The sequence below is a fragment of the Aeromonas media genome, assembly GCF_000819985.1.
Classification (GTDB): domain Bacteria; phylum Pseudomonadota; class Gammaproteobacteria; order Enterobacterales; family Aeromonadaceae; genus Aeromonas; species Aeromonas media.
Genome location: NZ_CDBZ01000162.1, coordinates 20905 through 46331, shown reverse-complemented (window position 1 = coordinate 46331; position 25427 = coordinate 20905). Strand labels below are relative to the sequence as shown.

The following is a 25427-nucleotide window of genomic DNA, read 5'->3' as shown; positions in this document are numbered from 1 at the left end:
GTGTGGCCTGTCTCTGGGCGAAAATGTTTGATATGGGCCAAATTAATGTTCGCAAACGCTCACCTAAAGGGGCGTTAATGAGCAAATCGTGATTGTTGTCACACTCCAGCAACAGCAGAGGGGGCCACCGGGCCCCCTCTGTCGACACGAGCCACGGCGCTCAGCCGCAACACTTCTTGAACTTCTTGCCGCTGCCACAGGGACAGGGGTCGTTGCGACCGACCCGCAGCGGCGCCGGATCCTGCTCGCCATCGGTGTAGACCCAGCGCCCCTGGTGGCGCACGAAGCGGGAGCGCTCATGCAGGCAGTGGCGCTCATCCCCCTCCACAAACCAGGCCTTGAATTCCACCATGCCAGCTTCATCCGTAGGGCCACCCTGGGCGGCGATGATCTCGAGACCGTCCCAGTTGGTATCGGTCTGGGAGAGCGCCTCTGCGGTCAGAGGGCCCAGATAGTCCGGGTGCCAGCTGTGGACCAGGTACTCTCCCAAGCCCAGTACGAAGGCGCTGTAGCGGGAACGCATCAGCTGCTCGGTGGTAGTGGCGGCCTGGCCGGCGTGAAGCGCGCCGCAGCATTGGGCGAGGGAAAGAGAGGAACCGCAAGGACATTGGCTCATGGGTCAGTTCATCGGGTCGATAATAGAAGGTGGCGGGATTGTAGCGAAAGCGGCCCCCCCTCGGCCAGCATCCCATGCCGATGCAGCAGGAACGGAACATCAAGAATAAACAGCAGAAAGGATTACACAATGACACTAAAGCAGAAGATCCTGTTACTGGGGGCTATCCCCGTGCTGCTGATGGCCCTGGTGGTCAACCTCAGCAACTACCTGGTGGCCAGGAGCGATCTGGAGTCCGAGCTGGTGGTGGCGAGGGACAAGGCGGTCAAGGAGCGCAAGGCCCTGCTCAGCAGCTACCTGATGCTTGCCAAGACCGCCATCGAGAAAGAGTATGCTGCGCCGGACAGCCCGGAGGCGCGTGCCCGGGTGAAGGAGCTGCTGCGCCCCTTGCGTTATGGCAGTGACGGCTACTTCTTCGTCTACGACTTCCAGGGCAATACCCTGCTGCTGCCCACTCGCCCCGAGGTGGAGGGCAAGAATCGCTGGCAGGACAAGGATACCAAGGGCACTTTCCTCATTCAGGAGATCGTCAAGGCGGCCCGCGAGGGGGATGGCTACTCGGAGTACTGGACCAACAAGCCCTCCATCGGGCGTGATGCGCCCAAGCTCTCCTTCAACCTGGTGCTCGACAAGTATCAGTGGGTGGTGGGCACCGGCTTCTATATCGATGATATCGACACCGAGCTGGCGGCCCTGCGCAGCGAGCGCGAGGAGAACATGCACGGCTCCTTGCAGAGCAGCGTGCTGCTCATTCTGGTGATCCTGGGGGTGACCCTGGCAGTGACAGTGGTGCTCGGCAACCGGGTCACCCGGCCGCTGGCGGATGCGGTCGCGGCCCTCAATGACATCGCCGACGGGGAGGGGGATCTGACCCGACGCCTCAAGGTGCAGAGCGAGGACGAGGTGGGCCAGCTGGCCAGCGCCTTCAACCGCTTCGTGGAGCGGATCCAGTCGGTGGTGAGCCAGGTCGGGGAGACGAGCCATCAGCTGCTGGGGGCCGTGGATCGCCTGCACAGCTTAAGCGAGCACGCCGACCGGCAGATGCAGGGCCATGGCCGGGAGACGGATCAGGTGGTCACCGCCGTGACCGAGATGAGCTCCACCGCCCAGGAGGTGGCGGCCAGCGCCTCCAACGCGGCTACGGCCACCAGCGACGCGGCGCGGGAATCCGATGCCGCCCGTGAGGTGGTGGGCAGCGCCATCGGCAGCATCAACCGCCTGGTGGAGGAGGTGCACACCGCCTCCGGGGTCATCGAGCAGCTGGCTCAGGAGACCGGCAAGATAGGGTCCGTGGTGGAGGTGATCCGCGGCATCGCCGATCAGACCAACCTGCTGGCGCTCAATGCCGCCATCGAGGCGGCCCGGGCCGGTGAGCAGGGGCGCGGCTTTGCGGTGGTGGCGGACGAGGTCCGTTCTCTGGCCGGTCGCACCCAGCAGAGCACCAAGGAGATCAACGAGATGCTGCAACGGCTGCAGGGCGGCGTGCGTCAGGCGGTGGAGGTGATGCAGGCGAGCGAATCGCGCAGCCAGGAGACGGTACAGGAGGCGAGCCACATCGCCAGCTCCCTCGACAGCATGGTGACGGCGGTCAGCACCATCAACGACATGAACATCCAGATAGCGACCGCCGCCGAGGAGCAGCACGCGGTCTCCGAGGAGATCAACAAGAACCTGGTGGCCATACAGCAGATCGTCAGCGAGCTGACCGAGGCCGCCGGGGAGTCCAACACCACCACCCGGGCCCTGGCCGGCACGGGTGACAAATTGCGCCAACTCGTCTCCCGCTTCCGTTACTAGTCACATTTTTGCCGTCTGGACGTCATTTCCAGACGGCAAATTTGGGGATCGGCGCAGAATGTGGGAAAATCGCGCCATTCGTTCCTTTCGTTAGCCCCAACCCTATGAATGAGATCGTGAAAGGCAGTATCGATTTGATCCGTCAGCTCAACTACGGCCTGGTCTACGCCAGCCTGGAAGAGCACAAGGAACTGTCCCGTACCGATCTGTCCCGTTTGACCGGCCTCTCACCGGCCAGCATCACCAAGATCACCCGCGAACTGCTCGATGGCGGTCTGGTGGTCACCTGCGGCGAGAGCTCGGTGGGCCGTGGCCGTCGTCAGACCCTGCTGCGCATCAACGAGCGCCGCTTCCAGTTTCTCTCCATGCGTCTTGGTCGCGGCTACGTGGACATGGCCCTGTTCGATCTCGCCGGTCACTCCCTGGCGCGCCATCGCCACCTGTTCAGCGAGTCGGAACGCGAAGACCTGCTGGCCAGCCTGGTGCGGGCCATCGAGGGCTTCTTGCCGAAGAAGGCCCTGCGGCTGGCCTGCATCGCCCTCTGCCTGCCCGGGCAGGTGGAGCGCCACTCCGGCATGGTGAAACACTTCCCCTTCTACGATCTGCGCAACTGGCCGCTCGGGCCCACCCTGCAGCAGGCCTTCGCGGTGCCCGTGCTGGTGAGCGGCGACGTGCGCACCTGGATCCAGGCCGAGCGGGAGTGGGGCGCCGCCAGGAACTGCGCCGATGCGGTGCTGGTGTTCGTCCACAACGACATAGGGGTGGGCATGGTGGTCAACGGCCAGCTCATCGAGAGCGAGTCGGCCCTGCTCGGGGATCTCAGCCACCTGCAGCTCGAACCCTATGGCCAGCGCTGCTACTGCGGTGGCTTCGGCTGCGCCTGCACCCTGGTCACCAACCAGGCCCTGGAGGCCCAGTACCGGGACCTGCGCGAGCGGATGCAGGAGCATGATCTGCCGGCGAGCGTCAACATCCGCGAGCTGTGCGAGCTGGCGCTGGCGGGCAACAGCCTGTGCCAGGACATACTGCACCAGGCGGCGGGCCGGCTCTCCCGGGTGCTGGCCAACCTCATCTGCCTGCTCAACCCGGGCAAGCTGCTGCTGGGGGGGGAGATCACCCGGGCCGATCGGCTGCTGTTCCCCATGCTGCACCAGTCCCTGGCGAGCCAGCTGCCGGCGGAATACCTGGTGCGCCTGCAGATCGAGTCCACCCATTTTTACGAAGATCCCACCAAGCCCACCTCGGTGCAGGTGCACAAGGCCCTGCGGGATGGCAGCCTGCTGCTCGACCTGTTGCGAGGTGACAGGGAGGCATGAGGCTCGGGTTGCAAGGACGCATCCTGCTCATGCTCTGCCTGGTCAGCCTGTTGCAACTGGTGCTGCTGAGCGGGGCCAGCTACTACTACGTCGCCGAGCAGCGCTACCGGGAGGTGGGGGATCAGGCCCTGGACGTGGCGCGGCTGGTGGCCCGTGAGCCCGGCGTCATCGCAGGGGTGAAGCGGGCCGATAGCGCCCGCCTCAACGTGCTGGTGGAGCGGATGCGGGCCGAGGTCGGTGCCAGCTACATCGTCATCGGCGATGAGGAGGCGCGCCGCCTGGTGCACCCCAATGCGGACCGGATAGGCAAACCCATGATGGGGGACGATCCTGCCCGGGCCCTGCAGGGGGAGTTCTACATCTCCCGCGCGCAAGGCTCCCTCGGGGTCTCGGTGCGCGGCAAGGGGCCCATCCGGGATGAGATGGGCAGGGTTATAGGCGTGGTCTCGGTCGGTTATCTGGTGCGGGACATAGAGGCGGACCTGCAGGGGTTCCTGCGCTTTGGCCTCGCCATGACCCTGCTCATAGTGCTGCTCAACAGCGCCGCCGCGGCCTGGCTGGCCAAGCGCTACAAGCGGGCCCTGCTGGGGTTTGAGCCCGAGCAGATAGGGCGCCTCTATGCGGAGCTCGACTGCACCCTGCGCACAGTGCGCGAGGGGATACTCACCATAGACGAGCAAGGCAGGCTCACCTCCCTCAACCCCAACGGCATCCGGCTGCTGCGCCTCGATGAGCGGGCCGCGCAGGCCGCCATAGGCCAGCCCGTCACCCGCTTGCTGCCCGGCAGCCGCATGCTCTCCCTCATTCAGGATCCCCGGCCCCAGTATGACGAGGAGATAGTGCTCAACGGCCAGTCCCTCATCGTCAACCGGCTGCCCCTGGTGCAGGAAGGCCGGCTGATTGGCGCCGTCTCGAGCTTTCGGCGCAAGGACGAGCTGGCCGAGCTCAGTGCCCAGCTCTCCCAGGTGCAGGCCTACAGCGATCTGCTGCGGGTGCAGACCCACGAACACAACAACCAGCTTGGCACCATAGCCGGTCTCATCGAGCTGGGCGCCACCCGGGAGGCGCTCGCCTTCATCGGCCGGGAGGCGGCCACCGAGCAGACCCTGCTGAGCTTTTTGATGGGGGCCATCGCCAAGCCCAAGGTGGCGGGCCTGCTGCTTGGCAAGTACCACAGGGCCCACGAGCTGGGACTAGTGCTGGAAGTGGACCCGGATTCCCGCCTGCACGACATCCCCGCCCGGGTCAGCGGCTCCCAGCTGGTGACCCTGCTTGGCAACCTCATCGACAACGCCTTCGAGGCGACCCGCCGCCACGGCGCCCCCTACCAGCCGATCCGGGTCTCATTGAGCGATCTCGGCCAGGATCTCATCCTGGAGGTGGAGGACGGGGCCGGCGGCGTCGATCCCGCTTTGGCGGACAGCCTGTTCGAGCGCGGGGTGAGCAGCAAGGCCGAACCCGGCCACGGCATAGGGCTGGCCCTGGTGCGCAAGACCCTGGATGCCCTGCAGGGGACCATCACCATAGAAGCCACGGCGCAGGGAAGTTGCGTCGTCTGTTACATTCCCAAGGAGGTGTGAGTGATCAAGATCCTGATCGTCGAGGATGATCCGGCCATTGCCGAGATCCACCGTCGCTTCGTGCAGCGGCTGGCGGGCTTCGAGGTGCTGGGGGTGGCGCTCACCCTGTTCGATGCCAGAGAGCAGATAGCCATACTCAAGCCGGATCTGGTGCTGCTGGACGTGTGGCTGCCGGACGGGGAGGGCTTCTCCCTGTTGCGGGAGCTGCGCCAGAGCGGGGCCCACCTCGACGTCATCCTGCTCACCGCCGCCCGTGAGGCCGCAGCCCTGCAGGAGGCGATGCGCCTCGGGGTGGTGGATTTCATCCTCAAACCCGTGGTGTTCGAGCGACTGCGCGACACCCTCGACAAATACTGCCAGAGCCGCGCCGCCCTGGCGGCGCTGGCGGACATCGATCAGCAGGCGGTGGATGCGCTCTTTGGCACCCCGCTGCAACAGGTGGCGGCGGGCGGCCTGCCCAAGGGAATAGACGCCCTCACCCTGCAAAGGGTGCTGGCGGCCCTGAACCTGCAGGGGGCCAGCGCCGAGGAGATAGGCAGCCGAGTCGGGGTGAGTCGCACCACGGCGCGCCGCTACCTGGAGTTTCTGGTGGGCCAGCAGCTTGCGAGCCCCGAGCTCGAATACGGCACCGTCGGGCGGCCGGAGCGGCGATACCGCCAGCGATGAGTGGCCGGTTCCAACCCAAAAAAAGAGCGCCTGTTGGCGCTCTTCTTGTGATGGCTGGGATCAGGTCGGGTCGGATTGCAGGGTCGCCACCGGCGTGCGACGGGCCTGCCACCACTGCCAGAGCGGCAGCAACAACATCACCAGGGTGACCAGGGTGAAGCCCAGGGTGATGGGGCGCTCCCACAGGAAGCTCAGGGAGCCGTCGTTGATCACCAGGGCCCGGCGCAGGTTGTCCTCCAGCATGCCCCCCAGGATGAAGCCGAGCAGCATGGGGGCCATGGGGAAGTCCAGCAGGCGCAGCCCTATGGCCACCAGGGCCACCAGTACCATCACATAGATGTCCATGGTGTTGAAGGAGACCAGATAGACCCCGATCAGCGAGAACAGCAGCACCATGGGGATGAGCACGGGGCGCGGCACTTGCAGTATCTTGGCCAGGTAGGGAATGAGCGGCAGGTTGAGGATCAGCAGCACCACGTTGCCCAGATACATGGAGATGATCACCGACCAGAACACATCCGGGTGCTCCATGAAGAGGCGCGGGCCGGGCTGGATGCCATAGGCGATGAGGGCCCCCAGCATCAGGGCCGTGGTACCTGAGCCCGGGATCCCCAGGGTCAGCAACGGCACGAAGGCCCCGCTGGAGGCGGCGTTGTTGGCCGCTTCCGGCGCGGCTATGCCGGTCAGGCTGCCCTTGCCAAACTCGTCCCGTTTACCCTTGCGGGCGAAGTTGCGCTCGGCCCCATAGGCCATGAAGGAGGCGATGGTGGCACCGGCCCCCGGCAGTACGCCGATGAGGAAACCCAGCACAGAGGAGCGGGCGATGGGGGGCGCTATTTCCTTCACCTCGTCCCGGCTCAGCTTGAGGGAGCCGAGCTGTTGCATCTTGCTCGCCTCCTCCTTGCTGGTGTCCTTGCCCGGGCGCAGTACCGTCATCAGGATCTCCGCGAGGGCGAAGGTGGCCATGGCCAGCAGCAGGAAGGAGAAGCCATCGCGCAAGTCCGGCAGACCGAAGGTGAATCTGTCCACCCCGACGCTGCGATCGATGCCGACGGTGGAGATCATGATGCCAAACAGCGCCATGATCAGCGCCTTGAGCACCTGCCCCTTGCCGGCGAAGGCCGCCACTGCGGAGAGCCCGAGCACCATGAGAGCGAAGTAGTCCGCCGACTGGAAGGCGAGGGAGACTTTGGCGAGCAGCGGCGCCGCCACCATCAGGAAGATGGCCGACAGGGTGCCACCGACGAAGGAGGCGTAGGCGGCGATGGCCAGTGCCTTGCCTGCATACCCCTTGCAGGCCAGCGGATAGCCGTCGATGGCGGTGATCATGCTGGCGGAGCAGCCCGGGGTGTTGATCAGGATGGAGGCGGTGGAGCCGCCGAACATGGAGCCGTAATAGACCCCGGCCATCAGGATGATGCCGGAGGCCGGATCCAGCCCGTAGGTGATGGGGATCATCAGGGCGATGGCGGTGACCGGCCCCAGCCCTGGCAGCATGCCGATGAAGGTGCCGACGAAGCAGCCGACCACCACCATGAAGAGGTTGATGGGCATCATGGCGGTGCCGAGCCCTTGCAGGATTCCGTCTAACATGGGTTCTCCTTATCCCAGCAACTGGGTGAACAGCCGACCCGGCTCGAGGTAGACATTGAGCCCCTTGGTGAGCAGGGCCCAGAAAATGAGGGTGAAGGGGATGCTCACCTTGCAGGCAAAGGCGAGGCTCTGCTCGCCCATCAGCAGGATCCCCCCGATCAGGAACAAGATGGTGGCGACGAGGAAGCCGAGCCAGCCGAGGGCGAGGCCGTAGACCAGCATCAGCCCCAACAGGGCGAATACCAGCCGCCAGTTGCCGGACTCCTTGCCCAGTGGTTCTCCCCCCGCTGAGCAGATCAGCAACAGGGAGAGCAGGACCCCGGCTCCGGCCAGGGCATAGGGCAGGGTGCTGGCGGTAAAGGGTTCATATTCGTCCCCCGGGTAGCCGGGGATCTGGGTGGCGTGATAGCCGTAGGCGAGGGAGAGCAGCAAAAACAGCAGCCCCCCGAACCGTTCCTTGGTCAGTCGCATGATGACTCCGATGAGCGGGCCGAACCCGCCACAGGCTGAGGGTTACTTGATGAAGCCGAGCTCGCGCATCAGGCCGCCAATTTGTTGCTCCTGGCTGTTGAGAAAAGCCGTGAACTCGGGGCCGGATTGATACTGGTTGATCCAGCTGTTGCGTGCGCGCACCACTTCCCACTCCGGCTTGTCGTACATCTGCTTGAGCAGGGCGGCGAACTCGGCGGACTGCTCGGGGCTGACGTCGGGGGAGGCGAAGTAGCCGCGCCAGTTGGCAAAGACGGTGGGGTTGCCCTGCTCGGAGAAGGTGGGCACCTGGCTGGCGTCCGGCATCCGCTCCGGGGCGGTGACGCCGAGGATCCGCATCTGGCCGGACTTGACCGCCTCCATCGCCTCGCCAAAGCCGGTGGAGAGCACCTGGGTTTCCCCCGCCAGCACAGCCGCCATGGCGCTGCCGCCGGCGTCATAGGCCACGTAGCGCAGCTTGCCGGCATCGGCCCCCGCATTCTTGAAGGTCATGGCCGCCACCAGGTGATCCAGGCTGCCGCGGGCTGAGCCGCCGGCAATCTTCACCTTGGCGGGATTGGCTTCATAGGCGGCCAGCAACTGGGCCCAGTTCTGATAGGGGGAGTCCAGGGGCACCGCCAGCGCCTGATAGTCGGCGATGATGGCGGCGACCGGGGTGAGATCCCGGAAGGATTGCGGCAGCTCCTTGGAGAGGGACTTGACGATGATGGGGGTGGAGTTGACCAGCAGCGTCTTGTCGGACTGGGCCGAGGTCTCGATCAGATGGGCGATCGCCTTGGCGCCGCCGCCGGCCGAGATGTTCTGGTAGGAGGCTGTGGTGATGAGGCCGGACTTGGTCAGGGCCTCGCCGGTGCCACGGGCCGTGTTGTCCCAGCCGCCGCCGGCGCCGCCCGGGATCAGGAAGTGGACTTCGTCTATCTTGGCCTGGACGCCGAGGCTGGCGCCCAGCAGGCAGCAGAGCAGGGTGCGCTTGAAGGTTCCTTGCAACATGGTGTTCTCCTTGTGATTGTTGCGAGGAGGTTAATTAATCGTATCTGATTGGAAAACAATCTGGCCGTAATGGCTATTAAGGCTGTTGTGCCCATTCTGTTCATTGTGGTCATGGGGAGAGAGGGAACCCCCCGCCAAGATTGGTGCTGAACTAGACGCGGGGCTCGCCTCTGGTGAAGAGAGGGGCCCCGCCCGTGGTTGGTTCTGGCCTGAGTCGCTTATGATTTCTTTGCCGCCGAGACCTTCTCTTGCTGCTGGAGGGCCTCGCTGGCCTTCTGTCTCAGTTGCATCTGTTCCATCACCAGCTTGTAGGCGATGTAGTACTTGTAGATATTGCCCACATAGGTGACTGTCTCGGGGCCAATTTTCTCCGCCGCCACGTATTCGACATTGTGGAACCAGACGTTGGGATCCATGCCCCGTTTCTTGGTCTCGGCTCTCAGCCTGGCGACCCGGGCGGGGCCGGCGTTGTAGGACGCGAAGGAGAAGAGGGCCTTGTCGAGGGCGGTCATGGGCTCGTCGGCATAATAGTGATCGATCATCCAGCGCATGTATTTGGCGCCCCCGTGGATGTTGGGCTCGAGTTGGCGAATGTCGCCCACCTTCAGTCCCTTGCCGGTGGCGGGCATGATCTGCATGATGCCGATGGCGCCGACATGACTGCGCGCCTTCTGGTTCAGGGCCGACTCCTGATAACCCTGAGCCGCCATCAACAGCCAGTCCACGTCATAGCGGTCGCCATACTCGCGAAACAGCTCCACTACCTGCAGGAACTTCTTGCGTTCGGCGGCGGCGGCAGCGCTCTTGACGAACTTGTTCTGCTTGAGATAGCGGGCCAGGATCTCTTCCCCCGTTGCCTTGCCCCGTATCGCCTTGATCTGCTGATTGAGCATGGCGAGCAGCTTGGGACTCTCCTTGCGCACTGCCCAGGCGATGACGCCCCCTTCCCGGAACACCGGGGTCTCATGGATGGTTATCTTGGGGAAGATCTTCTGCCAGAAGCGGGCCTTGTGTTCATCCATGACGATGAAGGGCAGCAGACCCGCATTGACCATCTCTACCAGATCTTCATCTTCCAGCACCTCGGAGGCAGGCTGGATGTCGATGAGGGGCTCTCCCGCCTCCTTGCGAGCCTGGTTATAGGCCATCAGGCTCTCGAAATAGCTGGAAGAGGGTCGTACGAAGATGGTTTTGCCCCCCAGATCGGCGGCGCTCTCCACCTTGGGAGAGTGGGGGCCGGAGATCAGCAGTTCGCGTACGTTTTCAAGCAAAGGATCGGTGAACTCCACCCCCTGTTGCTTGCGCTTGTCCGTGATGGTGAGGTTGGCAGCGGCGATATCGCCCTTGCCTTCGATGAGGGAGGCCAGCAGGGCTTCACGGGCCACGGGAATGAAGACGATATGAACCTTGAGGTGGCGCTTGATGGCCTTGTCCTTGCGCAACGGCTCGTTGAGGCGTTTCTCCACCTGGATGAAGGCATCATAGGTGACGCCCCGCTGCACCCCCTTGTGGATGAAGTAACCGGTCTTGTTGTAGGTGGTCAGCACCCGAATGGTGCGCCTCTCCAGCATGGCGTCGAAATCCCCCAGCATGGGTTTGGCGAGCTCCGCGCTGTCAAAAGCCAGGGCGCTGCGCTCCTCTTCTTCCTCGACGGCGGCCTTTTTCTCTGGCTCGGCGCTCCAGACCGGTGCCAGAGAACAAAGCACCCAGACCATGACAATCCATAAGCGTTTCATGATGTTCACCTCACTCGTTTTACTGAGTGTAAGTGGGGCGCAAGGGACGCTTTAGCTCTTTGAGTTTCAACGGGGCCAGCCGATAGCACGATTGTTACTATCCAGAGGCACGTGTCATTTGAGGGTGAAAGGACGGTCAGCCCTGTAATGGAAGAGGGAGCCCTCGGGCTCCCTCTGTGCGGATTGCATCGGTATTATGAGTGGCTAGAACCAGAAGCCGATGATGAAGGAGCCTGCCAGAGTCAGCATCACGTTGGCCACCGCATAGGTGCCGGCGTAGCCGAGCGCCGGAATCGAGCTGTTGGCGGCCTCGTTGACCACATCCATCGCCGGGGCGCAGGTACGGGCACCCGTGATGGCCCCGAGCAGCAGGGCCGGGTTCATCTTCAGTACCCAGACCCCGAACAGATAGCCCACCAGCACCGGCAAGGTGGTCACCAGCATACCGGAGAAGAGCACCACCATCCCCACCTCGCTCAGGTGGTCGAGGATGCCGCCACCGGCTTTGAGGCCCGTGCTCACCATGAAGACGGCGAGGCCGAGATCCTTGGCCAGGCGCAGCGCGCCCGGCGGCACATAGCCGACGGTGGGGTGGTTGGCCCTCAGGTAACCCATCAGTATCCCTGCCAGCAAGAGGCCGACGGCGTTGCCGAGGCCGAACTCTATCTGGCCGAACACCAGGGAGACGGAGCCGATGAGCAGACCCAGCACGAAGAAGGTGGTGAAGGCCACCAAATCTGTGGTCTGACTGTGGATGCTGATGAAGCCGATCTTGTTGGCCAGCAGCTTGACTCTCTGCTTCTCGCCGCTGATCTGCAGCACGTCGCCTTTTTGCAGCATGATGTTGCGATCGAACGGCATCTCGATCTGGGAGCGCACCACTCGGTTGAGGAAGCAGCCCTTCTCGGTCAGGTTGAGCTCCACCAGATGGCGGCCCACCACTGCGTCGTTCTTCACCACTATCTCTTCGGTGACGATCTGCAGATCCAGCAGGTTGCGGTCAAACACCTCCTTGCCGTTGCGGTAGTTGACGTCGAGCTTCTCGTGGCTCTCCGGATAGCCGACCAGGGCGATCTCGTCCCCCTCCTGGATGACGGCGTCGCCGTCCGGGCTCGCCAGAATGCCGTTGCGGCGGATCCGCTCCACGTAACAACCGGTGTGGGGGTAGATGCCGGTTTCGCGCAGGGTGCGACCGCCGATCCAGGCGGCGAGTTCCGGGCCGACGCGATAGGCGCGAATGATGGGCAGATAGGTCTTGCGGCTCTCGCTGTCGGAGAGCCCCCGCTCGCGGGCTATCTTTTGCGCCTCTGTATTGAGATCGAGCCGCGCCATTGAGGGGAGATAGCGCACCACCAGCATCAACCCCACCAGGCCCACCAGGTAGGTCAGGGCGTAGCCTATCCCCATGTTGTCGAGCACGGGTTGCATGTCGGTGCCGTGGGGCAGGTTGAGCAGGCCGCTGCGCAGGGCATCCTGGGCCCCCACCAGTGCCGGGGTCGAGGTCAGCGATCCCGCCAGTATCCCCGCCGCCATGCCGGGTCCCAGGTTGAAGAACTTGGCCAGTCCCACTGTCAGCAGCAAGGCGGTCAGCAGGATCACCAGGGTCAGGGTGATGTAGTGGATGCCGTCGCGCAGGAAGACGCTGAAGAAGTGAGGGCCCGCCTCGATCCCCACACAGAAAATGAACAGCATGAAGCCGACGTTCTCGGTGGAGGTGGAGAACTGGAACCCCATCTGGCCAAACAGCAGGGCGGTGAACAGCACCCCTATGGTGTTGCCAATCTGGAAGTTGCCGATGCGCACCTTGCCCAGCAGCAGGCCGAAGGCCAGCACCACGAACAGCAGCAGGGAGTCGCTTTGATGTAGCAGTGTCACGAAATCTATGGTCATGCCCGGAAAAACCGAGGAAAAAAGTGGGGCCGATATTGTGCCGGATCCCTCACCAAGAAAGAAGCGCGAAAGCGGATTAACAGCCAGTTAAGTGCTGGTCTCTCCGGGGCGGGGAGCGATGCGCGGGCGACTTGGGGAAAATACCTCTATTTTGCGCTGCTGTTCCCGCTGTCAATGAGTGATTTCTGCTGTCGGCGGGGGAGGGCGTGACAGCCCTGTGGACAATTTATTACCTGCTGTGCAGGAGGCAATTGAGCATGATTTTCAGCATTTTTGACTGGGGTGGTTAGAGGGATGCAAAAGAACCCTTTTTTCTGTTCGGTTGAGGCTGACCCATGGCACGTGGCATGGCGAAAAAAAAGCGGGAGAAAGAGGATGTCTCGCCCCCGCCCGACCCATTTAGGGGGGAGGGCAAAAACAGGAGAAAATGGGGGGTGAGGAGTTTTACCTTGCCAAAGCGGAGACAATCGCTGCCAACCTAGGCCTGCATTGGGTTTGGCACACTTACCCACAGAAACTGTGGATAACCCTGTTCATGAAACTTGGTGATCAGCCTGCAAGCCGCGCCAATACTGGGGTGCAAGCGCTGTTCAAAAAATACCGGCAAAAAAATGTTTCTATAAAAATCAAATAGTTATACGCAGCAGAACAAAACGCTGCTGGTCAGGAACCGGGGATCAAAGGGGGAGTGCGCCGCGAGGGACGGCTTGTGCATTAAAATTGGCAGAGGAAAGCACTAAAGTGGATAACTTGCACCGAGATGGTGAGGAATTGGCTCCCCCGACTGGACTTGAACCAGTGACATACGGATTAACAGTCCGCCGTTCTACCGACTGAACTACGGGGGAACATCAGGCAAGGAGGAGCATCATACAGAGGTCGCATTTCGGGGTCAATAGCCGTCAGGGCAGGAGAGCGGATACCCAGGCCTGCCAACTCGGGGTACACTGCTCTCTTGCCGTTTTTTGTCGGGAGTCGTCATGAATAAGCCTTTCAAGCTGGCCAGCCAGTTTCAACCCGCGGGGGATCAGCCTGCGGCCATCGCCCGCCTGCTCGATGGCATCGAGTCCGGCCTCGCTCACCAGACGCTGCTCGGGGTGACCGGGTCGGGCAAGACCTTCACCATGGCCAACGTCATCGCCACCCTGAATCGCCCGACCATGATACTGGCTCCCAACAAGACCCTGGCCGCCCAGCTCTATGGGGAGATGAAGGAGTTCTTCCCCGAGAACTCGGTGGAGTACTTCGTCTCCTATTACGACTACTACCAGCCGGAAGCCTATGTGCCGACCACCGACACCTTCATCGAGAAGGATGCCTCCATCAACGATCACATCGAGCAGATGCGGTTGTCAGCCACCAAGGCGCTGCTGGAGCGGCGCGACGTGGTGATCGTCGCCTCGGTATCTGCCATCTATGGTCTGGGGGACCCCCAGGCCTACCTCAGCATGATGCTGCATCTCAAGGTCGGGGATGTGATCAACCAGCGGGACATACTGCGCCGCCTCGCCGAGCTGCAATACACCCGCAACGACATGGCCTTCCAGCGCGGCACCTTCCGGGTGCGGGGGGAGGTGATCGACATCTATCCGGCGGAGTCGGACAAGCTGGCACTGCGGGTGGAGCTGTTTGACGAGGAGGTGGAGCGGCTCTCCCAGTTCGATCCCCTGACCGGTGCCATCGAGCAGACCGTGGTGCGCTACACCATCTACCCCAAGACCCACTACGCCACGCCGCGCGAGACCATTCTGGGTGCCATCGATCACATCAAGGAAGAGCTCAAGGGACGCCGCGAGCAGTTGCTCTCCCTCAACAAGCTGGTGGAGGAACAGCGCATCAGCCAGCGCACCCAGTTCGACATCGAGATGATGCAGGAGCTGGGGTACTGCTCCGGTATCGAGAACTACAGCCGCTATCTGTCGGGGCGTGCCCCCGGTGAGCCGCCGCCCACCCTGTTTGACTACCTGCCGGGGGATGGCCTGCTCGTCATCGACGAGTCCCACGTGACGGTGCCGCAGATAGGCGCCATGTTCAAAGGGGACAGATCCCGCAAGGAGACCCTGGTGGAGTACGGCTTCCGGCTCCCCTCGGCGCTGGACAACAGACCATTGAAGTTTGACGAGTTCGAGGCCCTGATGCCCCAGACGGTGTTCGTCTCGGCGACCCCCGGCCCTTACGAGCTGGAGAAGTCCGGCGGCGACGTGGTGCAGCAGGTGGTGCGTCCCACCGGCCTGCTGGATCCCGAAATCGAGGTGCGGCCCGTTACCACCCAGGTGGACGATCTGCTCTCCGAGATCCGGCTGCGGGTGGCGGTGGAGGAGCGGGTGCTGGTCACCACCCTCACCAAGCGGATGGCGGAAGACTTGACCGAATACCTGGCGGACCACGACGTGCGGGTGCGTTACCTGCATTCGGACATCGACACAGTGGAGCGGGTGGAGATCATCCGTGATCTGCGCCTCGGCAAATTCGACGTGCTGGTGGGCATCAACCTGCTGCGAGAAGGGCTCGACATGCCGGAGGTCTCCCTGGTGGCCATTCTGGATGCGGACAAGGAGGGCTTCCTGCGCTCCACCCGTTCCCTCATCCAGACCATTGGCCGCGCCGCCCGCAACCTCAACGGCAAGGTGATCCTCTACGGCGATACCATCACCAACTCCATGAAGGTGGCCATCGAGGAGACCGAGCGGCGCCGTGCCCTGCAGCATGCCCACAACCTTGAACACGGCATCACGCCTATGGGCCTCAACAAGTCGGTGGGGGACATGATGGACATGGGGGGCAGCCGCACCGCTGGCAAACCCGGCAGAGGCAGTCGCAAGGCGGCCGAGCCGCAAGGGGAGTACCATGCCCGCTCCGCCAGCGAGATCGCCAAAGAGATCAAGCGGATGGAAGAGCAGATGTTCCAGCATGCCCGGGATCTGGAGTTCGAGCAGGCCGCGGCCATGCGGGATCAGATCCAGCGGTTGCGCGGCGAGTTGATCGAGTCATGAGTGGCAAGCGTTGGTTGATCTGGCGGCGCCTGCGCCGCCTCTATGCCGGTTTTCGCCATCCGGACACCCCCTGGTGGGCCAAGGGGCTGGTGATCCTCATCCTCCTCTATGGCATCAGCCCGGTGGATCTCATTCCGGATCTGGTGCCCTTCGTGGGCTGGCTCGACGACGTCAGCCTGCTGCTGTTGCTGCTCTGGGGGTGGGAGTCCTGCCTGCCTGCAACGGTCAGGCAGGGGCTGGATACCCTGGAATGAAGGGCGAAGCGATACCGCAGATTGTCGGTTGCAAGGCATTGGCGTAGACTCCACGCCGTTCACTTCATGGGTATGAGAAAATGGATCTGATCCTGTTTGCAATCGACTTTATTCTGCACGTTGACGTGCACCTGAAAGAGCTGTTCGAGCACTATGGTGTCTGGGTTTACGCCATCCTGTTCCTCATCATCTTCTGTGAGACCGGCCTGGTGGTGACCCCCTTCCTGCCCGGCGACTCCCTGCTGTTTGCCGCTGGCGCTCTCACCGTGGGCAGCGTGCTGGACGTACATACCCTGGCGGGGGTGCTGATCATTGCCGCCGTGCTCGGCAACGTGGTGAACTACACCATAGGCCACTTCTTCGGGGATCAACTGTTCCGCAATCCCGATTCGAAGATTTTCCGTCGCGACTATCTGGTCAAGACCCACGCCTTCTATGCCAAGCATGGCGGCAAGACCATCATCATCACCCGTTTCCTGCCCATAGTGCGCACCTTTGCCCCTTTCGTGGCCGGCATGGGGGCCATGACCTACCCGCGCTTCCTGGCGTTCAACCTGATTGGCGGCTTGCTCTGGGTGTTGTCGTTCGTCTATGCGGGCCACTTCTTCGGCAACCTGCCGGTGGTGCGTCACAACTTCACTCTGCTCATCTTCGGCATCATTGCCATCTCTCTGCTGCCCATGGTCGTTGGCATGGTGAAGGCCAGGATGAGCACTGCCAAGGCAGGATGAAGGTGTGTTAAAGAAGGTCGCGTGCTGCAGAGTCTGCTTTCACAAGAAAGGGGAGCCATGATGGCTCCCCTTTTCGTTATCCGAGTTTGTCTCTGTCTGAACCCGGCATCGCTGGTTTGGCTGCGACAACGGTACTTAAACCGCGACTACTACAAACATCAGCAGGCGGCGACGCTGGTCACCAACCCGATGAAGAGAGCATGGAGGCGCGGGAGCAGGGGTTGGGCAAGGACTGGGCGCAGCTGATCGGGCATCAGATGAAAAAGGAGCCGATGGCTCCCTTTTTGATGCGTCTTATATGGCATCGTCAGTGTCAGTTGCAGCAGCGGCCCTTGACCAGGTTGCCGATGGCGACCACGACGAACACCAGCAGGTAGGCGGCGAAGATGGCAACCAGCCAGATGTCAGGGGCATGGAGAAATGGGAGCGGCTTGGGTGGCTGACACCGCTGATGGAAAAGGGAGCCGATGGCTCCCTTTTGTATGCGATCTATATCGAATGACCAGCTTCAGTTGCAGCAGCGGCCCTTGATCAGGTTGCTGATGGCGACCACGACGAACACCAGCAGGTAGGCGGCGAAGATGGCGATCAACCACTGTGGCATGGAGAAACTCAGGAACTGCCAGCTGATCTCGCTGCAATCGCCGTCCGGGAAAAAGAGCCAGGGCACCCACTGATCGAGGGGCGCCCAGCTTGGGAAGTCGACAAAGCCTTCGCACACATTGAAGGGGGAGGGGTTCACCTGGTAATCCACATGCTTGAGCGCCAGTTTCAGGCCCCAGAAGGCACTGTAGCCCCACAGCAGCATGGCGCTCCAACGGAGATACCACTTCTCTGGCGCCACCATGCCGAGCAGGCCGGCAGCGAACACCCCGAGGATGGCGATCCGCTCATAGATGCACATCACACAAGGGTGCAGACCCAGCACATGCTGGAAGAAGAGGGCGCACAGCTCGAAGGCGAGGGCGGAAACGGCCAGCAGCCCCCAGGCCAGACGATGACTGGCAATTCGGCGAAGAAACTCGATCATCTGATTGATCTCACAGAGAAAAATAATGGCTGAATTAGAGCAGAGCCCCGCCTGAAAAGAAAGGGGCCAGAGGACCCCTCGCTTCATCAGTGCGCCGCAGGCGCCAGGGTCTGCATGGCGGCGCTGCCCTGTGTCAGCCAGCCGGCCTGGTAGAACCATTCGGTGGCAGGGGCGAGCAGTTGCTCCACCGCAAAGAAACCCACCAGACCCAGTACCAGGGTGTAGGGCAGAGCCATCCACACCATGCGGCCATAGGAGAGGCGCAGCAGTGGGGCCAGTGCCGAGGTCAGCATGAACAGGAAGGCGGCCTGACCATTGGGAGTGGCCACTGACGGCAGGTTGGTCCCCGTGTTGATGGCTACCGCCAACAGATCGAAATGTTCACGGCTGATGGCGCCATTGAGCAGGGCGGTTTTCACCTCGTTGATGTAGACGGTACCGACGAAGACGTTGTCGCTCACCATGGAGAGCAAGCCGTTGGCCAGATAAAAGAGCGCGAGCTGATCCTCGGGTTTGGCAGCCAGCACCCACTGGATCACCGGCTTGAACAGCTGTTGATCGATGATCACCGCTACCACGCTGAAGAACACGGTGAGCAGGGCGGTGAAGGGCAGCGCCTCATGGAAAGCCTTGCCGAGCGCATGCTCTTCGGTGACGCCGGTGAAGGACGTCGCGAGGACTATGACGGTCAGGCCGATCAGGCCCACCGCCGCCAGATGCAGAGCCAGACCAGTGATCAGCCAGATGGCGATAGCCGCCTGGACCAGCAGCTTGGCCTTCTCTTGCGGGCTGCGCTCGGCATCTTCATCGCGCTCATAGGCTTCCATGATATGGCGCACGGGCTCTGGCAACTTGGTGCCATAACCGAACCAGCGGAATTTCTCCACCAGGATGCAGGTGAGCAGACCGCAGAAGAAGACAGGGATGGTGACTGGGGCCATGCGAATGGCAAATTCACCGAAATGCCAGCCCGCCTGCTCACCGATGATGAGGTTCTGGGGTTCGCCGACCAGGGTGCAGACGCCCCCCAGGGCCGTGCCGATGGCGGCGTGCATCATCAGGCTGCGCAAAAAGGCGCGGAACTCGTTCAGGTGCTGGCGAGACAGCTCATCGATCCCTTCGTCATCCTGATGCAGATTTCCGGACTCATCGCTCGAGGCCACCTTGTGGTAGATGGCGTAGAAACCGGTGGCGACGCTGATCACCACGGCGATCACGGTCAGGGCGTCGAGGAAGGCCGACAGGAAGGCCGAGACCAGGCAGAAGGCGAGGGAGAGCAACGTCTTGGAATGGATGCGGACCAGCATCTTGGTGAAAACGTAGAGCAGCAGCTGTTTCATGAAATAGATGCCAGCCACCATGAACACCAGCAACAACAGCACTTCGATGTTGGCAACCAGCTCATGCTTGATCTGGTTCGCCGAGGTCATGCCGATGAGCACGGCCTCTATGGCCAGCAGGCCACCGGGTTGCAGCGGGTAACACTTGAGCGCCATGGCCAGGGTGAAGATGAACTCGACGACCAGCAACCAGCCAGCCAGGAAGGGATCCACATGGAAGACGATCGGATTGATCAGCAGGAATATGACGATGGCAATCTTGTACCACCGTGGAGCATTGCCCAAAAAATTCTTTGCAAAAGCGCGCCCTAGGCTGATTGGCATAATGATGGTTCTCTGTTTTGTTGTTGGTATCTGCGTCTATGCAGTCGAGCCCGACTCGACCCGAACATCCGGATATTCACCTTTATCAAATTGATTGCACATGATTTTAATCAAGGGAGCGCTAACTATAAATAACGCCACGATGCTTGCCCAGTGGCGAGGCGCCGATATCACCATCATTTGGTCTTGGTTGGCTCCAGTCATGTTATCGCATACATATTATTAACAAAAAGATCCGGTTAATGTGAGCAGAGGACTGACCTTCTGCTTGCCAGCATGACCGGCTTTGCTATTATTCGTGAGCCTTTTTACGTACTACAACAGAGTCACTACATGGTCATAAAAGCGCAAAGCCCTGCCGGGTTTGCCGAGGAATACATCATCGAGTCCATCTGGAACAATCGCTTTCCTCCAGGGTCCATTCTGCCGGCGGAGCGCGAACTGTCCGAGCTGATTGGCGTGACTCGCACTACCTTGCGCGAAGTGCTGCAGCGCCTTGCCCGCGATGGCTGGCTCACCATCCAGCATGGCAAACCGACCAAGGTCAACAACTTCTGGGAAACCTCGGGCCTCAACATCCTGGAGACCCTGGCACGGCTCGATCAGGACAAGGTGCCGGATCTGGTGGCCCAACTGCTGTCGGCTCGCACCAACATCTGCACCATCTTCATCCGTGGCGCCATTCGCAACAACCCGGAGCAAGCCGCCGAGATCCTGCGCGGGGCCGATGAGGTCGACAATTCGGCTGAAGCCTATGCCGAGTTCGATTACCGCCTGCATCACCAGCTCTCGTTTGCTTCAGGTAATCCTATCTATGCCTTGATCCTCAACGGGTTCAAGGGGTTGTACAGCAGGGTCGGACGTTATTACTTCTCCGACAAGCAGGCGCGCGAGACGGCGGATGCCTATTACAAGACGCTGCTGGGCTTGGCCGAGACCAAGAATCACGAGGCCGTGTTCATGACGGTGCGTCAGTACGGTATCGAATCGGGCAAGTTGTGGACCCGTCTGCGCCAGGACATGCCGAGCAATCTGTGCGATAACTGATGAAGGTCACCAGAAAAAACGCGCCGAATGGCGCGTTTTTTTATGCTTCTTGTCTGCCTATCAGGTCAGACTCTTGCGATCCGGGCAGCGCCCTATGATGTCTGCGGTGAGCTCGCCGTTATCCTGCTCCAGCACCACATCGAATCCCCACAGCTGGTGCAGATGCTTGAGCACCTCGTGCCGCGACTCGCCAAGGGGGATGCGGTTGTGGGGCACGTAGCGCAGGGTGAGGGAGCGATCCCCCTTTACCGCCACGTTGTAGACCTGAATGTTGGGCTCCAGATTGCTCAGGTTGTATTGGGCAGACAGGGTGTTGCGTACCAGACGGTAACCCTCCTCGTTGTGGATGGCGGAGACCTTGAGGTAGTTCTTCAGATCGTCGTCATCGATGGCAAACAGCTTCATGTCGCGCATCACCTTGGGACTGAGGAACTGGCTGATGAAGCTCTCGTCCTTGAAGTTCTGCATGGCGAAGTGCAAGGTATCGACCCAGTTGGTGCCGGCGTAATCGGGGAACCAGTATCTGTCCTCCTCGGTCGGGTGTTCGCAGATGCGGCGCAGGTCGGTGAACATGGCAAAGCCGAGGGCATAGGGGTTGATCCCCGAGTAGTAGCGGCTGTTGTAGGGGGGTTGGTACACCACGTTGGTGTGGCTGTGCAGCACCTCTATCATGAAGCGATCGCTGATCTTCCCCTCATCATAGAGGTGGTTAAGGATGGTGTAGTGCCAGAAGGTGGCCCACCCCTCGTTCATCACCTGGGTCTGCTTCTGCGGGTAGAAGTACTGGCTGATCTTGCGCACGATGCGCACCACTTCTCGCTGCCAGGGTTCCAGCAGGGGGGCGTTCTTCTCGATGAAGTAGAGGATGTTTTCCTGAGGTTCGGCTGGATAGCGTCTGTCCTCGATACCGGTTGCCTTGTGCTGCTTGGGCAGGGTGCGCCACAGTTCGTTGACCTGGGTTTGCAGGTAATCTTCCCGTGCCTTCTGGCGACGTTTCTCCTCTGCCAGGGAGATCTTCTGGGGCCGCTTGTAGCGATCTACCCCGAAGTTCATCAGGGCATGGCAGGAGTCAAGCAGGCGCTCGACGGCATCGATACCGTGTTTTTCCTCGCATTCGGTGATGTAGTTCTTGGCAAACAGCAGGTAGTCGATGATGGAGGAGGCATCGGTCCAGGCCTTGAACAGGTAGTTGTTCTTGAAAAAAGAGTTGTGGCCGTAGCAGGCGTGAGCCATCACCAGGGCCTGCATCGGCATGGTGTTCTCTTCCATCAGGTAGGCGATGCAGGGATCTGAGTTGATGACAATTTCATAAGCCAACCCCATCTGGCCGCGCTTGTAGTTGCGCTCGGTATGGATGAAGCGTTTGCCGAATGACCAGTGCTGGTAGCCGATGGGCATACCGACGCTGGAGTAGGCATCCATCATCTGCTCGGCGGTGATCACCTCGATCTGGTTGGGATAGGTATCCAGCCGATAAAACTTGGCAACCCGGGCAATCTCCTGGTGATAGATCTCCAGCAGATCGAAGTTCCAGTCAGGCCCATCGTCCAGCGGCGCTATTTTTCTCGCGGTTTCTACCATATGTGATCCCTCAAGCCGCTTGCTTCTTGAACAACTCCCGGAACACCGGATAGATGTCCTCAACCTTGCGAATATGTTCCATCGCGAAGTGGGGGTATTGGTCGGCCACCGACTCATACTCGTGCCACAGAGTCTGGTGAGCGCGGGTGGTGATCTCGATGTAGGAGTAGTAGCGCACCCGCGGCATGATGTCGCGCATCAGGATCTCCCGGCATTGCGGTGAGTCATCCGCCCAGTTGTCACCATCTGATGCCTGCGCCGCATAGATATTCCACTGGTTGGCCGGATAACGCTCGTTGATGATGTCGTTCATCATCTTGAGCGCGCTGGAGACGATGGTGCCACCGGTCTCCTGGGAGTAGAAGAACTCGTGTTCATCCACCTCCTTGGCCTGGGTGTGGTGGCGAATGTAGACTACCTCGACGTTCTTGTAGGTCCGGCTCAGGAACAGATAGAGCAGGATATAGAAACGCTTGGCCATCTCCTTGGTGGCCTGATCCATGGAGCCGGAGACATCCATCAGGCAGAACATCACCGCCTGACTGGAGGGCACGGGCCGTTTGACGAAGTTGTTGAACTTGAGATCGAAGGTGTCGATGAAGGGCACTGCCTCGATCCGCTGTTTCAGCTCCCTGATCTCTTTTTTGAGCTGTGCCATCTCGGCAAAATGTTCGTTGGGATCGACAGCCAGCAGGGCCAGCCGCTCCTCCAGCTCGTGCATCTGGCGCTTCTTGCCCGCCTGCAGCGCCATGCGCCGCGCCAGCGAGTTTTGCAGCGAGCGCACCACATTGATGTTGGCGGGCACCCCGTTGGAGGTGTAGCCAGCTCGGTAGGTCTTCATCTCCATCAGCTGATTGAGCTGGGTCTTCTGCAACCGTGGCAGCTCCAGATCCTCAAACAGCAGGTCAAGATACTCATCCTTGGAGATCTGAAACACGAAGTCGTCAGCACCCTCTCCCTGATCCGAGGCCTGGCCTTCGCCTCCACCCTGACCGCTGCCCCCTCCCTTGGGGCGGTCAATCTTGTCACCGGAAACGAACTGATCGTTGCCCGGGTGCACCATCTCCCGTTTACCGCCTTGGCCTTGATGGAAATGGGGTTCACCGATGTCCTTGGTCGGGATGCTGATGCTCTCGCCCTTGTCCACGTCCTGAATGCTGCGCTTGGAGACAGCAACCGAGACCGCTTGTTTGATCTGCTTCTTGTAGCGGCGGATGAAGCGCTGCCGATTGACAGCGCTTTTGTTTTTGCCGTTGAGCCTGCGGTCGATAAAATGCGCCATAACTCCCCCTTGAACACGGCAGGGTCAGGATGACTTGCGTACCCTGAGATACCATTCGGAGAGCAGACGCACCTGTTTACGGGTGTAGCCTTTCTCCATCATCCGTTCGACAAAGTTATCGTGCTTCTTCTGCTCCTCGGCCGAGGTTTTGCTGTTGAAGGAGATAACCGGCAGCAGCTCTTCCGTGTTGGAGAACATCTTCTTCTCGATCACGGTGCGCAGCTTCTCGTAACTGGTCCAGTTGGGGTTACGGCCTGCATTGTTGGCCCGTGCACGCAGCACGAAGTTGACGATCTCGTTGCGAAAATCCTTCGGGTTGCTGATCCCGGCGGGTTTCTCAATTTTCTCCAGCTCACTGTTGAGCGACGACCGATCAAAGAGCTGGCCGGTCTCGGGATCACGGTACTCCTGATCCTGGATCCAGAAGTCGGCGTAGGTGACGTAGCGATCGAAGATGTTCTGCCCGTACTCTGAATATGACTCGAGATAGGCGGTCTGGATCTCCTTGCCGATGAACTCCACGTAGCGCGGGGTCAGATAGCCCTTGATGAACTCAAGGTAGCGATCGTGCAGCTCCTGCGGGAACTGCTCGCGCTCGATCTGCTGCTCCAGCACATAGAAGAGGTGGACAGGGTTGGCCGCCACTTCCGCATGGTCGAAGTTGAAGACACGGGAGAGGATCTTGAACGCAAAGCGGGTGGAGAGGCCGTTCATGCCCTCGTCGACACCGGCGTAGTCGCGGTACTCCTGATAGCTCTTCGCCTTGGGATCTGTATCTTTGAGGCTCTCGCCGTCATAGACCCGCATCTTGGAGTAGAGGCTGGAGTTTTCCGGTTCCTTGAGCCGCGACAGCACCGAGAACTGGCCCAGCAGCTCCAGGGTGCCCGGGGCGCACTTGGCCTCGGTCAGCTCGCTGTTGAACAGCAGTTTCTCGTAGATCTTCACCTCTTCCGAGACGCGCAGGCAATAAGGCACCTTGACGATGTATACCCGGTCGAGGAAGGCTTCGTTGTTCTTGTTGTTGCGGAACTGCTGCCACTCGGATTCGTTGGAGTGGGCAAGCAGGATGCCGTCGAAGGGGAGGGCGGAGAGCCCCTCGGTGCCGTTGTAGTTTCCTTCCTGGGTCGCGGTCAGCAAGGGGTGCAGTACCTTGATGGGGGCCTTGAACATCTCTACGAATTCCATCATCCCCTGGTTCGCCTTGCACAGCGCCCCTGAGTAAGAGTAGGCATCGGCATCATCCTGGGCATAGTGCTCCAGCATGCGGATGTCGACCTTGCCCACCAGGGAGGAGATGTCCTGGTTGTTGTCATCGCCAGGTTCTGTCTTGGCGATGGCAATCTGATCCAGGATGGAGGGGTTGACCTTCTCCACTTTGAATTTGGTGATGTCGCCGCCAAACTCATGCAGCCGCTTGGCCGCCCAAGGGGACATGATGGGCCTCAGGTAGCGGCGTGGGATACCGTACTCTTTTTCCAGGATCTCGCCGTCCTCCTCGATGTCGAACAGGCAGAAGGGGTGGTCGTTGACCGGCGATCCTTTGATGCGATAGATGGGCACTTTTTGCATCAGGGACTTGAGTTTCTCGGCCAGCGAAGATTTGCCGCCGCCAACGGGGCCGAGTAGATAGAGGATCTGCTTCTTCTCTTCCAGTCCCTGGGCGGAGTGCTTGAGGTAGGAGACGATCTGCTCGATGGCCTCTTCCATGCCATAGAAGTCTTTGAAAGCGGGATAGCGTGCGACGACGCGGTTGGAAAAGAGGCGGCTGAGGCGCGGATTGACGGAGGTATCGATCATTTCCGGTTCGCCGATGGCAACCAGCAGTCGTTCAGCTGCGGAGGCGTAGCAGGATTTGTCCTGTTTGCACATATCCAGAAACTCCTGGATGCTGTACTCCTCCTCTCTGGCCTTCTCATACCGCTGTTGATAGTGCTCGAAGATGCCCATAACTTAGCCCTCGTTATAGTCGCTTACCCTGAAAAAGAGTGGATCACTACTTTTGTTCTGTTTACCTCTTAAGCCTAGTCAACAGCCCCCAGTAATCCATCGCATCGTTGGTTTAAGTTTGTACGGGAGCTTCCCGATCCTCATGCGGGAAGAGGCAGCCAATGACATCTCTATGTTACTGACTGTTAAATTATTTTTGCCACGACAGTGATGCAAATGTCAAAG

The 25427-nt window shown here is 60.9% G+C and carries 20 protein-coding genes and 1 tRNA gene; 9 read left to right on the top strand and 12 right to left on the bottom strand.

Translation table 11 applies throughout. The annotated features are described in order from the left end of the window. Positions 1 to 160: 160 nt before the first annotated feature. On the bottom strand, positions 161 to 616 hold the full coding sequence (locus tag BN1127_RS14185; RefSeq protein WP_082030109.1) for a YchJ family protein: 456 nt from the start codon (positions 614 to 616) through the stop codon (positions 161 to 163). 129 nt (positions 617 to 745) lie between these two features. Here BN1127_RS14185 and BN1127_RS14180 point away from each other — a divergent pair, with 129 nt between their 5' ends. From BN1127_RS14180 to BN1127_RS14165, 4 genes are all read left to right on the top strand, one after another. Beyond that, positions 746 to 2413 carry a methyl-accepting chemotaxis protein gene (locus BN1127_RS14180; RefSeq protein ID WP_042649904.1) on the top strand — a complete coding sequence of 556 codons (1668 nt, stop codon included), beginning with the start codon at positions 746 to 748 and terminating at the stop codon, positions 2411 to 2413. A gap of 104 nt (positions 2414 to 2517) precedes the next feature. Next, on the top strand, positions 2518 to 3729 hold the full coding sequence (locus BN1127_RS14175) for an ROK family protein (protein ID WP_042649903.1): 1212 nt from the start codon (positions 2518 to 2520) through the stop codon (positions 3727 to 3729). Continuing rightward, complete coding sequence (locus BN1127_RS14170; protein WP_042649902.1) at positions 3726 to 5309, top strand: ATP-binding protein; 1584 nt, start codon at positions 3726 to 3728, stop codon at positions 5307 to 5309. The genes BN1127_RS14175 and BN1127_RS14170 overlap by 4 nt, the downstream gene beginning before the upstream one ends. Then, positions 5310 to 5975 (top strand): response regulator, encoded by a 666-nt coding sequence (locus BN1127_RS14165; RefSeq protein WP_042649901.1) that lies wholly within the window; start codon positions 5310 to 5312, stop codon positions 5973 to 5975. It abuts the gene before it with no gap. Positions 5976 to 6035: 60 nt separating this feature from the next. On the opposite strand, the gene BN1127_RS14160 is transcribed toward BN1127_RS14165, so the two are convergent. The 6 genes from BN1127_RS14160 to BN1127_RS14130 all read right to left on the bottom strand — a co-directional run bounded on the left by BN1127_RS14160 (position 6036) and on the right by BN1127_RS14130 (position 13521). Next, positions 6036 to 7568, bottom strand: coding sequence for a tripartite tricarboxylate transporter permease (locus BN1127_RS14160; RefSeq protein ID WP_042649900.1), 1533 nt, complete (start codon positions 7566 to 7568; stop codon positions 6036 to 6038). A 9-nt stretch (positions 7569 to 7577) separates the two neighbouring features. Next, a complete protein-coding gene (locus BN1127_RS14155) occupies positions 7578 to 8039 on the bottom strand; it encodes a tripartite tricarboxylate transporter TctB family protein (RefSeq protein WP_042649899.1) in 462 nt (153 codons plus the stop codon). A 42-nt stretch (positions 8040 to 8081) separates the two neighbouring features. Beyond that, a complete protein-coding gene (locus BN1127_RS14150; RefSeq protein WP_042649898.1) occupies positions 8082 to 9047 on the bottom strand; it encodes a tripartite tricarboxylate transporter substrate binding protein in 966 nt (321 codons plus the stop codon). 218 nt (positions 9048 to 9265) lie between these two features. Next, positions 9266 to 10783, bottom strand: a complete 1518-nt coding sequence (locus BN1127_RS14145; RefSeq protein ID WP_042649897.1) for an MltF family protein — start codon at positions 10781 to 10783, stop codon at positions 9266 to 9268. Positions 10784 to 10987: 204 nt separating this feature from the next. Next, positions 10988 to 12673, bottom strand: coding sequence for an aspartate:alanine antiporter (locus BN1127_RS14140; RefSeq protein ID WP_005327876.1), 1686 nt, complete (start codon positions 12671 to 12673; stop codon positions 10988 to 10990). A gap of 772 nt (positions 12674 to 13445) precedes the next feature. Next, positions 13446 to 13521, bottom strand: a tRNA-Asn gene (locus BN1127_RS14130). A 132-nt stretch (positions 13522 to 13653) separates the two neighbouring features. Here BN1127_RS14130 and uvrB point away from each other — a divergent pair. The 4 genes from uvrB to BN1127_RS22990 all read left to right on the top strand — a co-directional run bounded on the left by uvrB (position 13654) and on the right by BN1127_RS22990 (position 17153). Beyond that, a complete protein-coding gene (gene uvrB, locus BN1127_RS14125) occupies positions 13654 to 15666 on the top strand; it encodes an excinuclease ABC subunit UvrB (RefSeq protein ID WP_042649896.1) in 2013 nt (670 codons plus the stop codon). Further along, entirely contained in the window at positions 15663 to 15920 is a 258-nt protein-coding gene (locus BN1127_RS14120; RefSeq protein WP_041205657.1) for a YkvA family protein, read from the top strand. The genes uvrB and BN1127_RS14120 overlap by 4 nt, the downstream gene beginning before the upstream one ends. A gap of 80 nt (positions 15921 to 16000) precedes the next feature. Beyond that, a complete protein-coding gene (locus BN1127_RS14115) occupies positions 16001 to 16651 on the top strand; it encodes a DedA family protein (RefSeq protein ID WP_005327863.1) in 651 nt (216 codons plus the stop codon). A gap of 310 nt (positions 16652 to 16961) precedes the next feature. Beyond that, a complete protein-coding gene (locus tag BN1127_RS22990) occupies positions 16962 to 17153 on the top strand; it encodes a hypothetical protein (RefSeq protein WP_269425369.1) in 192 nt (63 codons plus the stop codon). 6 nt (positions 17154 to 17159) lie between these two features. Here BN1127_RS22990 and dsbB read toward each other — a convergent pair whose 3' ends face one another. Further along, positions 17160 to 17681 (bottom strand): disulfide bond formation protein DsbB, encoded by a 522-nt coding sequence (gene dsbB / locus BN1127_RS14110; protein WP_042649895.1) that lies wholly within the window; start codon positions 17679 to 17681, stop codon positions 17160 to 17162. Between the two features lie 86 nt (positions 17682 to 17767). Continuing rightward, entirely contained in the window at positions 17768 to 19345 is a 1578-nt protein-coding gene (gene nhaB / locus BN1127_RS14105; protein ID WP_041205664.1) for a Na(+)/H(+) antiporter NhaB, read from the bottom strand. A gap of 333 nt (positions 19346 to 19678) precedes the next feature. Here nhaB and fadR point away from each other — a divergent pair, with 333 nt between their 5' ends. Next, on the top strand, positions 19679 to 20392 hold the full coding sequence (gene fadR / locus BN1127_RS14100; RefSeq protein ID WP_041205666.1) for a fatty acid metabolism transcriptional regulator FadR: 714 nt from the start codon (positions 19679 to 19681) through the stop codon (positions 20390 to 20392). A gap of 60 nt (positions 20393 to 20452) precedes the next feature. Here fadR and BN1127_RS14095 read toward each other — a convergent pair whose 3' ends face one another. The 3 genes from BN1127_RS14095 to BN1127_RS14085 are packed head-to-tail and all read right to left on the bottom strand — an operon-like array spanning position 20453 to position 25202. Next, positions 20453 to 21973, bottom strand: coding sequence for a SpoVR family protein (locus BN1127_RS14095; RefSeq protein WP_042649894.1), 1521 nt, complete (start codon positions 21971 to 21973; stop codon positions 20453 to 20455). A gap of 10 nt (positions 21974 to 21983) precedes the next feature. Next, positions 21984 to 23255 (bottom strand): YeaH/YhbH family protein, encoded by a 1272-nt coding sequence (locus tag BN1127_RS14090; protein WP_042649893.1) that lies wholly within the window; start codon positions 23253 to 23255, stop codon positions 21984 to 21986. Positions 23256 to 23279: 24 nt separating this feature from the next. Beyond that, positions 23280 to 25202: a PrkA family serine protein kinase gene (locus BN1127_RS14085; RefSeq protein WP_042649892.1), complete on the bottom strand. Its 1923-nt coding sequence runs from the start codon at positions 25200 to 25202 to the stop codon at positions 23280 to 23282. Positions 25203 to 25427 lie beyond the last annotated feature (225 nt).